The sequence below is a fragment of the Bacillus sp. SD075 genome, assembly GCF_017355165.1.
GTDB lineage: Bacteria > Bacillota > Bacilli > Bacillales > DSM-1321 > Peribacillus.
Window position 1 is genome coordinate 11,850 of the sequence record NZ_JADILK010000017.1, and the last position, 12,255, is coordinate 24,104.

Here is a 12,255-nt window from a genome sequence, read left to right on the forward strand (position 1 = left end):
CCTTATGTTTGCTCATAAAACCTTTTCTCCAAATAATGAGCGTACTGCCTGCCCAAATCTTTCTGCCTCCTCTAAATGGGGAAAACCGGATAGGATAAAATGCTTGACGCCAATATCGATATATTCTTGTAGGCCTTCCCTTACTTGTTCAGGGGTGCCTACAATGGCTGTACCCGCTCCTTTCCTGATTTTCCCGATCCCCGACCAGCCATATCTTCCAAAACGCTCATTGTTCCTCGTTAATTCATTCATCCGTTTTTGAGCCACTGAATCCGTTGTTTCATAGTAATGATTCATATTATTCAGAGTTTCCCTGTCAACCTTACTTATTATTTTTGTGGCTGCCTCCCATGCTTCACTCTCCTCATCACGAACGACTACATGAATCCTGACACCATATTCCAATTGCCTTCCATACTTCTTCGCTCTTTGTTTGACATCATTGATTTGTTGTTCAATTTGCTCAGCTGGTTCTCCCCATTGCAAATAAACATCGGCAGATTTCGCTGCAATTTCCTTTGCTGCATCCGATGAACCCCCGAAATAAATCGGAATATTCGGACTTTGTCGGATACTTGGATTCAATACTCCATCGCTGATCGTAAAATAGTCACCTATATGATTAACCTTCTCTTCCGTCCATGATTTTTGCACGACTTCAAGGAATTCACCTGTTCTGGCATATCGCTCATTATGCTCAACGAAGTCACCGTCCTGCCCCAATTCTTTTGCCGAACCACCTGTCACTACATTGACAAGCATTCTCCCTTCTGAGAATTGATCAAGGGTCGCGGCCATTTTAGCCGCAACTGTCGGAGCAATGAATCCTGGGCGAAAGGCGATCAATGGCTTGATCGTTCTCGTATGATGAATGATGGCCGAACCCACTATCCATGAATCAAGGTAAGGTATGCCCGTAGGAATTAATATCCCTTCAAAACCTGCCTTTTCAGCTGCTTTCGCAACACTTATTATATAATCCAAAGTAGGCTTCCTCTGCGGCTCGTTTAGGCCTAAGTATTCACCATCACCATTTGTAGGTACATACCAGTAAAAATGCACAGACATTATAGGACCTCCTTATTTTAAAACCTCATAAGCATATTCAACGAGTTTCTGCTTATTTTTATAATTATTGTACTGGGCTGCATACATTCTGACAGGATCTCCTGAATAAAATCTCTCATATAACTCATGTCTTGATGCCAGCGGACTCCCCAATAGATCCCACGTTAATTTAATTAACCGCGTCCTATCTTCTGCAGATGTCTCTGTACCCTGGTAAAATTCCTTTAACAAAGGGCCTATGGGACCTTCCAATTCTTTTATGCTGGATGGGACCTGCAATAACCCCCCTGCCCCAATCTGCTGGAGAATTTCCAACGCTCTTGGGTAGAATCTAGTTCCTAAATTCCTTGCTGTGGCTAAGAAATCTTGATTAGGAAGCAGTATGCCGTTATACATCTTTGCTTTATATTCTGAAGCGAGCAGTAATGCTTTAATGGTTTCTAGCTGGATGATCAATTCTGCAAGCTTTTCTTTCACATGCAGAAATTGTGTTGCCCCAGCCGTTTCCGCTAATTCGTTCCCGATTGCTACGACACTTTCCAGTTTGCTCACAAGTCTCACCACTGTTTGATGCTGGCTAAGCAGTGATGAAGGGGCATCACAACGAAGCTTCCATGCAAATTCCGGATCCTCATGAACCAGCACTCGCTCCCAAGGGATGAATACATCATCAAAAATCAGTACTGCATCCATTTCGTCAAAACGTGCACTTAGCGGGTGATCCTCCTCTCGTTCATCGGCAAATGACTCCCTGCAAACGATATGCAATCCTTTGGCATTGACAGGCACAAAGAAAACATTTGCGAATTCACGTTCATTTTCCCCTCTCTTGTGATAAGAAAAGATCAAAATTTCATCAACATATGGAGCTGCTGTCGCAATCATTTTCGCACCGCGAACATAGATCCCTTCGCTATCTTTACGACTGATATGTAAAATCCCCGGTTTCTTTTCCCCTGCTGTTTTTGAACGATCCTTTTGTGGATCATGCCCTGCAACTGTTGACAATAAATCGAGATTACGTGATTGATAGTAATAGCTTTCTATTTTTTCAGAAAAACCTGGATGTGCCTCTTCATACTCTGAACGGTTTGCAAACCAACCAGTAAATATGGAACGGGAATATTCAGATAGGCGGCTCATGACTCCAAAAGTCTGATCAGCCCAATGCTGATACGCCAAACGTTTTTTTTCCAGATCCTCATGTGTTCTGGGAACGAGAAATGACAGGTTCGCATCAAGCCCTTCCTCCGTTTGGTAGGTCAGCAAGGATTTACTGTCTGTTTTTGTTTGTAAATCCAGCAATGACTGTATCGTATGGACCGTTCCCTTAAATGCAGGGTGTTCGTCTAAGTTTTTGACGATATCCCCATCTAACCAGATATTCCTGCCATCATTAAGTCGTTGAAGATACCGATTGTTTTCGATCATCACGATTCCCCTTTCCATGTATCCCCTCCAAAAAATGGTGGAGTTTTCGTTTTAATGGCTCCTTATCATAGGTTTCATACTGCAAAGCGTAGGTTCGGATGGGATCCCCGGTATACAGCCTTTCATACAGGTCATGCCTCGATCCCAGTGTGCTTCCGATCAGTTCCCATCCTATTTGAAATAAAGAAGTTTTAGTGACGGCGTCAACATTCGCTCCTCTAAAATACTTTTCCAATAAAGGGATGAGGTCGTTGCTGTCCTCTATCGTTGTAGAAGGGAGCTGAATAAAACCGCCCGCCCCGATTTGTTTTAAAATCTCGATCGCTCTTGGATAATGGCGGGTTCCAAGATTTCGTGCCGTTTGCAAAGGTACGAGTGCAGGCAGATAAACGCCCTTTTCGTTAAGTGAACCTTGAACCTCTGAAGCGATGAGCAACGCTTCTATACTATCGATTTGGGTATATAGTTCACCAAGCTTTTCCTTCACTTGTAAAAATTGATCAACACCGATCGATTGGGCGATGGCCGTGGCCACCCCTGTAACGAATTGAAGTTTAGTCAGCAAGCGGACGACCGTCTGATGATGGGAGAGACAGTTTAATTGCTGGTGCCGCTGTGCTTCAAACACTCCTTCTACGGATCCCCTAATCAATACGCGTTCCCACGGAATCAACACATCATCAAAAAGTAAAACAGCGTCCATTTCATCAAATTGTGCACTTAAGGGATGCTTCTTTTCGTCGTTTGAAGCGAATGACTCACGACAGACAATTTGCAGGCCAGGAAGATTCAAAGGGATAATGCACATATTGGCATGCTCCGTTTTATCAGGAGTCAGCTTCTGATGCGGCATGATGATGACATCATGTGCATACGGGGAAGCGGTAGCAATCATTTTCGCACCTCTAACAACGATTCCTTCTTCCGTTTCCCTTATGACTTTCAATAAGGCATCTTCCTGTTCATCACTGGGCCTTGACCGATCTATCTGAGGATCAAGAATGGCCTGGATCACAATACGCCGTTCATCCCTAGCCTGTTCATAGTAGGCAGTGATTTTTTCGGAAAACCCTGAATCATACTGGTTAAAGAAATCCCTATCTATGAAATATGCCGTGACCATCGAATTCGCATAGTCGGATAATCGGCTCATCACTCCGTAAGTTTTCCGCGACCATAACTCAAAGGCCTTCCTTCTTGAAATCAGTTCTTCCAAATCTTTAGGAATGAGAAAAGATTTATGGACATATTCCTTTGTTTTTGGACTTTCATACCCGACAATCTTTTGTTCTTCAGGTGAATCCAGCATCTCCAACAAATTAGTTAAAGTCTTTAAAGTGCCTGTGAAAGCCTGATGGGCATATAGATCGTCTATTTTCTTTCCATCAAGCCAAACATTTCTTCCATCTTTCAAACTTTCGGCAAGCCGGCTTCTCTTATTCATTAAGTTCCCAACTCCTCCCTGGATAACACAAAAGCCCTTGAAGGAGTATGGAACTGACTCCTAACAAGGGCTTTCGGTTGTCCGATAAGCTATTATTTTATGTTCACTATCATAATCCGATAAAATCAATTGGTCAAGTGAGTTTTTGATTCCAACCCATAAATATCCAGAGTAAAATAACACTTGATAAATGATCCATGCTCTTGTTATAGTTTAATTATTCCAATTGGAAAACTATTTTATGAAAGCCTACCGGATAACCGGCGGCATGAACAAACCTTGTTCATGCTTTTTTTTATTCCTAAAAAAAGAATGAACCCCATACAAAAAAAGAAAAGAGGAATCCCACATGAGAAATTCGTTACCGTTCATCATCATGTCCCTATTATTCATCATGCTGCTATCGGCTTGCAACGGCAGCGGCAGTGATAAAGCCGGGAGTGAAGCTAAGAAAGAAATTATTTTCGGCTTCACTCCAGGCCCTTATAGTGACCAAGTGAAAAAAGGCATAGAACCCTATTTGAAAAGCAAGGGATATGCTGTTAAATATGTAGAAATCAGTGACCCAAACCAACCAAACTTTGCCTTAGCTGAGGGCTCCATCGATGTAAATGTATTTCAGCATACTGCTTTTTTCAAGAATTTCATCAATGAAAACAAACTGGATCTTACCGAAACCATTAAAGTCCCCACAGCACCCATGGGGTTATATTCAGATAAGCATGGCAGCAAGGACGAATTGAAGGATGGGCAAAAGGTGGCAATCCCGAATGATCCCGCTAACGTGGCAAGGGCATTAAGAATGCTCGAACAAATAGGGTGGCTTCAATTAACAAAAGGATACGATCCCTTGACTGTTTCCAAAAAAGATATCGTCGATCAAAAAGTGAAATTTTCATTTGTTGAGGTGGAACAGGCTCAAGTTCCCCGTATCTTGCCTGATGTAGATTATGCGGTAGCCAATGGGTATACCATCTTAGTATCCGACCGAAAATTGTCTTCGGCCCTTTATTTAGAGGATCCCCCATTTGAATATCAAAATTTTGTGGCAGTAAGAACTGAAGATAAGAACAAACGATTCGTGAAGGAAATCATTGGCGCCTACCAATCCCCTGAATTTCAAAAAGCGATTGAAAGCAATAAAGAATTCGAAGGGTTTCACCGACCTGATTATTTTAAATGAATGTATATGACGCTTTAAGATTGGGAGGTTCCAGAATGATAACATTTAAAAATGTAGGTAAAACATTTTCTGTAAAAAACGAATTATTCACTGCCGTTTCCAATGTAAATCTGGATATTAAGGAAAATGAAATTTATGGGATCATCGGTTTTAGCGGTGCAGGTAAATCGACTTTACTGCGCATGGGTAACCTATTAGAAAAGCCTACGGAAGGTACGATAGCAATAAATGATTCTATCCTTAGTGATTTATCTGGCAAACAGCTTCGAGAAGCACGCAATAAAATCGGGATGGTTTTTCAGCATTTCAACCTCTTGGCAAATCGAACGGTGCAAGGAAATGTTAGCCTCGCATTGGAACTTGCCAATGTACCAAAACAAAAGCGATCCAAAATTATAGCTGAATCCCTGGAAATCGTTGATTTATCTGATAAATCCAATCATTATCCGGCACAGCTCTCTGGCGGACAAAAGCAAAGGGTCGCGATTGCCCGTGCCATAAGCACAAGACCTAATGTATTGCTTTGTGATGAGCCAACCTCTTCACTTGATCCACAAACCACTCAATCTATCCTGGCCTATCTGAAAAAAATAAACGAAACCTATGGTGTGACCATCCTGATCGTGACTCATGAAATGGATGTAATTCGAAGGTTAGCAAATCGGGTGGCAGTCATGGAAAATGGGAGAATCATGGAGGAATTGAACTTAGCGGATAATAGAACCATACCCACGACGAAAATCGGAAAAATTCTATTAAAACATGAATCTGAAGAGGTGAAGGTAAGTGTTTGATAATATCATTTCCTTACTTCCTGAAATTTACTTAGGTGTAGGCCAAACATTTTTAATGGTGGGCATAGCGATATTGGCAGCAATCTTATTGGGCCTCCCACTTGGTTTCATTACATTTTTAACTTCAAAGGAGCAATTACTCGAACAGACTATCTTAAATAACGTCTTAAACGCAATGATCAACACGGTCCGTTCCTTCCCATTTATCATTTTACTCATTGCTCTTATTCCATTTACAAGAACAATATTGGGAACATCTGTAGGTCCGCTGGCCGCCTCCATCCCACTATCAATAGCCGCCATTCCCTTTTTAGCCCGGCTTGTCGAACAATCTTTACGTGAGGTGCCAAAGGGAACAATAGAGGCAGCTGTTGCGATGGGTGGATCCCCCTTCCAGATCATTAGCAAGGTATTATTATTAGAAGCGCGTTCCGGTCTTCTGTTAGGACTCACAGTTACTTCCGTTTCTTTCATATCCTATTCGGCTATTGCCGGGGTTGTGGGCGGCGGGGGAATTGGCGACCTGGCCATTCGTTATGGATACTACCGTTTTCAGACTGACATCATGATAACAACCGTATTCCTTCTTATCATCATTGTTCAATCCGTCCAATTCACCGGAAATTACCTTTCTGCTAAGCTTGATAAAAGATGAATGCATTCATAGCCTTTCCTGGTTCTAAATCCAATGAAAGGCTATGGCTTTTTCTTCTTTTTGCATCGAAAAAATACCTGCGTATTGCCCGTACCGTATTTCACAAACACCCATTCGCTTCCTCTAGTAATCTGTAAGAAAATTCAAATAACCAGAAGGATCTTCCATCTTTTTTCATCACACGGCGTCACAAGATGCGTACCCCTTTTTTTACCCATATACCCCCTCACTGAACAACGAAAACCCACCCATGTACCTCTCTATTAAACTGCATAAAAAACGCGTTATACAGGCATAGTAAGACCTTAAATATTCCGTTCTAAACCAACGTTACACCAAGCCGAAAATGGTTTGGTGTGGTATAATTATAGAGGTTTAAATTTTTGCTTCAGGAGGTGAAATAATGACGATCAGCAGCATCATATTGGTGGTGGCGGCAGTCTTTATCGGCGCGTTGATGCGGTCGATGTTCGGATTCGGTGAAGCGATTGTCAGCATGCCTCTGCTTGCGTTACTTCACATTCCGCTTACTACTTCGGTTTCCCTGATTGGATTGGCCGGTCTTACCGTTGCTTTATTAACCGTCGTTAGCGGATGGCGGCATATCGAACGTTCGGTATTAATCAGGCTGGCGCTTGCAACGGTCATCGGCATACCAGCCGGCCTCGCTTTGCTTCATTACGCACCTTCCATGATCATTACTTCTGCACTCGGTGTTTTTTTGATTGCATATGGAGGATATTCTCTTCTTAAGCAAAAACTTTTTCACGCCATGTATAAACCGTTACTCAACTCGAAGGGCTGGATATGGCCGTTCGGTTTTGCATCGGGAGTCCTCGGCAGCGCCTATAACTTTAATGGTGTGCCGGTCGTCGTCTATGGAACTTTACGAAGATGGAATCCAGATCGATTCCGCGGAACCTTGCAAGCCCATTTTCTTATATCCGGAATCCTGGTCGTGACGGGTCATGCGCTAGGAGGACTATGGACTGCCGATTCACTTATTCTTTACGTTTATTCCATTCCAGCTATATTACTTGCGACAGGTCTCGGAATCTTCATGAATAAGCGAATTCCTGCGAAGAAATTCGAAAGCTATTTATTCTTTATCATCATTGCGCTAGGTGTACTATTATTATTCCCCCTTGACTGATAACCAATAAAAGCCCGATTTCTCATTGAAACAAAGAAATCGGGCCTTAGTCTGAAGACAATTTACAGGAATAATAGAATCATAGTTGAAAGTCAACCTCGGATATCCCGTTTGTTATATCCGATAAAGCCAAAAGCCAGTAAAACTATAGCTATGATCGTAAGGATGGATACTTTCATGAAGTCCATATCTTCAACAGAAAGTTTCGGGATATGGCCAAATGGTGTTAGTTTTCCCATCCATTCCGGAAATTGAAGCATCCCCCCTAAATAAACGACTAAGATTGAGTATGTCAAGTAAAGCCAGGTCAAGCCCGATAACTTTGGTGCAAGGCCAATAAACAGCACTGCGATACCAATCATGATCCACATCGCAGGCAGGTAGACCACTGCTGCACTATATAAAGTGCCGAAAGCAATCCCCTCATCCATTACTGAATTCCCGACTGCCCAAAGACCCATTGCAGCAAGCGTAATCATGAGAAAACCGCCAATAACGGAGATGATAAAGTAGCTGACCATAAGCCTTGTACGGGATACAGCCCGACTCAATAAATGTTCAGTATGGTTCTTTTTCTCTTCCCCTTTAAGCTTAAACATCGCCATTAAAGGCGGAATGGTGCATATCATGGAGATGACAGACATCAACATTGTCAAGAATTGCTCTGTCAGCGAATAGCCTTCAACTGGCGTTAATAATTCAGCCATCATTTCATTTTTTGCAAAAAACGATTCTAAATCACCTAAAACGGAACCGTAAGATGCTCCTAATATGAACATCCCGGCTGCCCACGCAATTAATCCTGTACGCTGAAGCCTTAGCGCGAGGCCAAGCGGACCTTTCAAAAACGATGAAGCATCTTTTCTGCCGGGCTTAGCCGGTATGATTCCAGCTTCCAAATCCCGGATGGCATTCAAATATAGAGATAGGACAACCAAAATCATTGCCGCACCGATCGTAAGGATGATTGGCCACCAATAATTATTCACGTATACTTCTGAACCTAACACCCAACCCAATGGTGAAAACCAGGAAAGTGTTTCATTGCTAACATCCCCAATTGCCCGAATAAGATAGGAGAGAAGCAAAACAGAGATGGAGTAACCAACCGTACCTCGCGCACTCTCCGTAAGCTGGGCAAATAAGGCCGTTATCGCCGAGAAGAAAATACCGGTTGCCCCTAAAGCAGCTCCATACATAAGGGAACCTTCCAAATCCATGCTTTCAATTCCCAGAGCGTACAATCCGAAACCCATTATTATCGCGATCAATGCATTCGTACCAAACGATACGGAAATGGTTGCATATAAATTAGCCAACCGGCCAGCTGGCAAAGAACGGATCATTTCGATACGTCCGTCCTCTTCATCTGCGCGTGTATGGCGTGTAACAAGTAAAATACTCATGATCCCCACGGCCATAGCGGTTAAAAGTAACATTTGATGCGCCATCATCGCTCCGTTTGTATAGTCATCCAGGCCATAACCTTTCCCCACCATCGCTGTCATTGCAGGGTTCTTCATCGTTTCGGCAATGGTTTGCCTTTCTAGCCCATTCGGGTATAGGTCGGTGAATGCCATTGCAACCATAAATGAAAGGACTGATAGGGAAATTATCCAAACAGGGATCCGAATCCAATCTTGCCGTACGATGAACCGGGAGAGTCTTCCTGTATTATGATAAGACTGGTTTGCCATTATAACGCACCTCCCGATCCAGGATCAGAAGTTTTCCTTTCCCCTTCATAATGGCTCATGAATAACTCTTCCAATGTAGGCGGCGCACTTTCCAATTTCACAACTCCAAATTGGCTTATATACTTCATTACATTATCCAATTCATCTGTATCCACTTGAAATGAAAGTGATTGGTCTTTCTTCACGATATCCCGAACCCCGTTTACATTTCCTAAAGCAGGAATAGGTTGCTTCGTTTCGACAAGCAAGCTTGTTCTCGTTAAATGACGTAACTCATCCAATGTTCCCGTTTCAATCATTTGCCCTTGCCGAATGATGCCCACTTTATCGCATAACCTTTCCACTTCGGAAAGAATGTGACTGGAAAGTAATATGCTTTTTCCTTCATCTTTCGCATCCATCACACATTCCTGAAAAACTCTTTCCATCAATGGATCAAGACCTGATGTTGGTTCATCCAATATATAAAGGTCGGCATCAGATGAGAAAGCAGCAATCAAAGCAACCTTTTGCCGGTTCCCTTTTGAATATGTTCCACATTTCTTGGAAGGGTCCAAATCGAATATTTTCATTAGTTCTTCGCGTCTGCTTTTATTGTTCGCCCCGCGTAATTCAGTAAATAGATCAATAACTTCGCCGCCTGTTAAGTTGGGCCATAGGTTCACATCCCCCGGAACATACGCGATTCGCTTGTGAATTTCAACCGCATCTTTCCATGCATCCTTACCGAAAATCTTCGCTTCCCCATCCGTCGCTTTTAAAATCCCGAGCAGCACACGGATCGTTGTTGATTTTCCAGCACCATTAGGACCGATGAATCCAAATACCTCACCTTTATTCACTTCAATGTTCACACCATTTAAAGCGGTAAACCTTCCAAACTTTTTCGTTAAATCAGTTGTTTTCAATACTGACATTCCTCATCCACCTCTTCCTCCGAAAAGAAATTATGAAATATTTTTATTAATTTAGTTCATAATATATAAAATAAGGATTCCTGACAATAGTTTATGAACGTATTTAATTGTTCTATTACATATTTTTAATTAAACTAAGGTTGAGGTGAACTAAATGGACGGATTTCAACGCCGCAGGGAACAAAAAAAATTGAATATACTGGAGGCTGCCTTAGCTTTATTCATGGAGTATGGTGTACAAAAGATTTCTATCGGAGAAATAGCCAAAAAAGCGAATGTATCTCAAGTAACGATATATAATTACTTCGAAAGTAAGCATAATTTAATTCATGCTGTTTTTATTTATTATACAGATAAGGCAATGGATGAATTTGAACAAATACTTACCAGCAACATTACTTTCCCTGAAAAAATAAAGCAAATTATGTTCACGAAGAATGAAACAGCGAAACAAATTCATGAAGATTTTTATCAATATTTAATGAGGGAATATACTACCGGAATCAATTATATGGAAAAAACATATACAGAAAAAGCCCTGCCACGCTTGATTGATCTTTTTAACGAGGGGAAGGAACAAGGATATGTTGACCCCAACTTATCTAATGAAGCGATTTTATTTTATATAAAAGCGATGAATGAATATCTCCAACGGGAAGAGGTTTATCAAAAAGTCCTGCCTTTGACTGAGGATATCATGAAGCTTTTGTTTTATGGGATAGTTGGGAAAAAGGAGAAATGAATGTAAAAAAACGGTGTGATTCGATATCTCCAATTCACACCGTAACAATCTTATTTAAGAATTTCCTGACCTCTTTAAGTCAATGTTAATAATTTGGCTGAAGTGTAATTATATTTCTCGAATGATAAGTCAAAAACGGTTCCCGCTTTTAAAAAGACTGTACTTTCAACGATTAAAGTCGGATCACTTGGCTGCAAGTCCAATAGCTTGGCATCATCGTCATTTAGTTTTTCACACGAAATGATTTTATCTGCAAAACCAATATTCAACTTCAAATCCTCGACTATATATTCATAAATGGAACCATTTGCGATTTCTTTATTTATGATGGGGATGATGTCTTTATTGAAAAAGGACTCTTCTATTACAATGGGTTCACCATTTAAGTATCTTACCCTTTTGAGGTTATAGATTTTGTTCTTTACCTTACATTTCATTTGTTTGGCCAATTTTTCATCAGCTTCTATTAATTCTAATTTCAACACTTTACTTTTCATTTCATCTTTTGCAAAAACTTTAGTTAAGCCATTCATATCCCTCATCGAAATGCATCCCGGCCTGGAAAATTCCCTAAGGAATATCCCGCTTCCTTGAACTTGATAGATATAGCCCCGCTCAACCAATATGTTGATTGCTTTTCTTATGGTATTCCTGCTGACATCGTACTTCTTCATCAACTCTTCTTCAGTAGGTAACTTAGTATTTAATGTATATTTTCCATCTGATATTTCTTTCTCCATTTGCTCTACGACCATTCTATACTTTACACCCATATTTCCCTATACCTTCCTCTATACATAATGATTTCGAACAATAATTCAGACTAACTGATAGGTTTTCTTTACCATAGTTTTTTTTATAACGATTGTAAAGAAACCCCTGTTTCCTTCAGACTGTAGTCAATTTGGAAGAAAAGCGAGTTTGCCTGCAGTTTTTCTTTTAACGTTTCAGTGTTTACAGAACCCCACTCCCTTTCAGCCGACTGGCTTCCAAGCCTCACCAAGGCAAGCGTCTCTAGGCGTGTCCAAGGGAGACCCCACAGGCGTAAAGACCGCCCGTGGAAAAACGAGTGACTGGAGGCAACGTTCAAATTTTACTACCCTAAAAAAAGAGACATCCTATCGTTGAACGATAGGATGTCTTAAAATCCATTAAATCACAATTATTCCCC

At 41.4% G+C, this 12,255-nt stretch carries 11 protein-coding genes; 5 read left to right on the forward strand and 6 right to left on the reverse strand.

Features of this window, described 5'->3' with window-relative positions; all coding sequences use genetic code 11:
- Nucleotides 1-12 precede the first annotated feature (12 nt).
- From IOC57_RS13445 to IOC57_RS13455, 3 genes are read right to left on the reverse strand one after another with little or no spacing between them, the layout of a single operon-like run.
- Complete coding sequence (locus IOC57_RS13445) at nt 13-1,068, reverse strand: LLM class flavin-dependent oxidoreductase (RefSeq protein ID WP_207439209.1); 1,056 nt, start codon at nt 1,066-1,068, stop codon at nt 13-15.
- A 12-nt stretch (nt 1,069-1,080) separates the two neighbouring features.
- Nucleotides 1,081-2,517, reverse strand: a complete 1,437-nt coding sequence (locus IOC57_RS13450) for a 4-hydroxyphenylacetate 3-hydroxylase family protein (RefSeq protein ID WP_286184837.1) — start codon at nt 2,515-2,517, stop codon at nt 1,081-1,083.
- On the reverse strand, nt 2,465-3,943 hold the full coding sequence (locus IOC57_RS13455; RefSeq protein WP_207439210.1) for a 4-hydroxyphenylacetate 3-hydroxylase family protein: 1,479 nt from the start codon (nt 3,941-3,943) through the stop codon (nt 2,465-2,467). The genes IOC57_RS13450 and IOC57_RS13455 overlap by 53 nt, the downstream gene beginning before the upstream one ends.
- 349 nt (nt 3,944-4,292) lie before the next feature.
- On the opposite strand from IOC57_RS13455, the gene IOC57_RS13460 reads away from it, so the two are divergent.
- From IOC57_RS13460 to IOC57_RS13475, 4 genes are all read left to right on the forward strand, one after another.
- On the forward strand, nt 4,293-5,126 hold the full coding sequence (locus IOC57_RS13460) for a MetQ/NlpA family ABC transporter substrate-binding protein (RefSeq protein WP_207439211.1): 834 nt from the start codon (nt 4,293-4,295) through the stop codon (nt 5,124-5,126).
- A gap of 35 nt (nt 5,127-5,161) precedes the next feature.
- A complete protein-coding gene (locus IOC57_RS13465) occupies nt 5,162-5,920 on the forward strand; it encodes a methionine ABC transporter ATP-binding protein (protein WP_207439212.1) in 759 nt (252 codons plus the stop codon).
- The gene (locus tag IOC57_RS13470) at nt 5,913-6,575 is read left to right on the forward strand and encodes a methionine ABC transporter permease (RefSeq protein WP_207439213.1); all 663 of its coding nucleotides are present in this window, start codon (nt 5,913-5,915) and stop codon (nt 6,573-6,575) included. The genes IOC57_RS13465 and IOC57_RS13470 overlap by 8 nt, the downstream gene beginning before the upstream one ends.
- Nucleotides 6,576-6,978: 403 nt before the next feature.
- Complete coding sequence (locus tag IOC57_RS13475) at nt 6,979-7,728, forward strand: sulfite exporter TauE/SafE family protein (protein ID WP_207439214.1); 750 nt, start codon at nt 6,979-6,981, stop codon at nt 7,726-7,728.
- A 92-nt stretch (nt 7,729-7,820) separates the two neighbouring features.
- Here IOC57_RS13475 and IOC57_RS13480 read toward each other — a convergent pair whose 3' ends face one another.
- Together IOC57_RS13480 and IOC57_RS13485 are read right to left on the reverse strand one after the other, a co-directional pair.
- The gene (locus IOC57_RS13480) at nt 7,821-9,425 is read right to left on the reverse strand and encodes an ABC transporter permease (protein ID WP_207439215.1); all 1,605 of its coding nucleotides are present in this window, start codon (nt 9,423-9,425) and stop codon (nt 7,821-7,823) included.
- Nucleotides 9,425-10,342: an ABC transporter ATP-binding protein gene (locus IOC57_RS13485; protein ID WP_207439216.1), complete on the reverse strand. Its 918-nt coding sequence runs from the start codon at nt 10,340-10,342 to the stop codon at nt 9,425-9,427. Before IOC57_RS13485 ends, IOC57_RS13480 begins: the two co-directional genes overlap by 1 nt.
- Before the next feature lie 154 nt (nt 10,343-10,496).
- Here IOC57_RS13485 and IOC57_RS13490 point away from each other — a divergent pair, with 154 nt between their 5' ends.
- Nucleotides 10,497-11,084, forward strand: a complete 588-nt coding sequence (locus IOC57_RS13490; RefSeq protein WP_207439217.1) for a TetR/AcrR family transcriptional regulator — start codon at nt 10,497-10,499, stop codon at nt 11,082-11,084.
- A 74-nt stretch (nt 11,085-11,158) separates the two neighbouring features.
- Here IOC57_RS13490 and IOC57_RS13495 read toward each other — a convergent pair whose 3' ends face one another.
- Nucleotides 11,159-11,857 (reverse strand): GntR family transcriptional regulator, encoded by a 699-nt coding sequence (locus IOC57_RS13495; RefSeq protein WP_207439218.1) that lies wholly within the window; start codon nt 11,855-11,857, stop codon nt 11,159-11,161.
- Between the last annotated feature and the right edge of the window lie 398 nt (nt 11,858-12,255).